The organism is Prevotella sp. SGI.167, from assembly GCF_050313615.1.
Taxonomy (GTDB): Bacteria; Bacteroidota; Bacteroidia; order Bacteroidales; family Bacteroidaceae; genus Prevotella.
Genome location: NZ_JBNPLT010000124.1, coordinates 1 through 560, shown reverse-complemented (window position 1 = coordinate 560; position 560 = coordinate 1). Strand labels below are relative to the sequence as shown.

Sequence of the window (560 nt, the reverse complement as noted above, 5' to 3'; positions counted from 1 at the left end):
TCATGGTCACATTCCAGTATTTGGTTCTGACAAAGAGCCAAAGGATGGAGACCCATATCTTGGTTCAGCAGAACAGAGACCATTTAAATACTATTCTGCTTCTGTAGAAGGTATGTGGCAAGGTCTGAAGGTGTTTGAGCATGCAGGTGTGGATACTTCTTGCTTTACTAACACTACTATGCGTAACTTGAAGCGTAGCTGTAGACGTTTTGGTAAGTGCCTTGGACACATGTTTTGGGGAAAGCTAATAGACTATGCTACTGCAAGGGACAGTATTTATAAGCCTGCTTATGAATACATGCTTCTATGGTGTTGTCGCGAAGAGACAGATTATCTGACTTATTTAAATGAACACAATAAGACAATAGTATTACTTGATTATAATACTAATTGTGATATAAATGATTTGTCTTCTCCACTCTCACATGCTTCTTTAATTAAAGAATTTGTAGAAAGTAGTATTTTATCGGAAGACTTTGTGTTCTCTCAGGAATGGGTAGATAAGCACTCAGTTAAGTAACTCATATTCGCACATAGTTTTAAGACAAGCTCCTGAGCAC

At 37.7% G+C, this 560-nt stretch carries 1 protein-coding gene; it reads left to right on the top strand.

Annotated elements, in window-relative coordinates:
- On the top strand, positions 1-520 hold a 520-nt coding region (locus tag ACQRBJ_RS16175), incomplete at its 5' end, for a DUF6939 family protein (RefSeq protein ID WP_445304252.1).
- Positions 521-560: the final 40 nt, after the last annotated feature.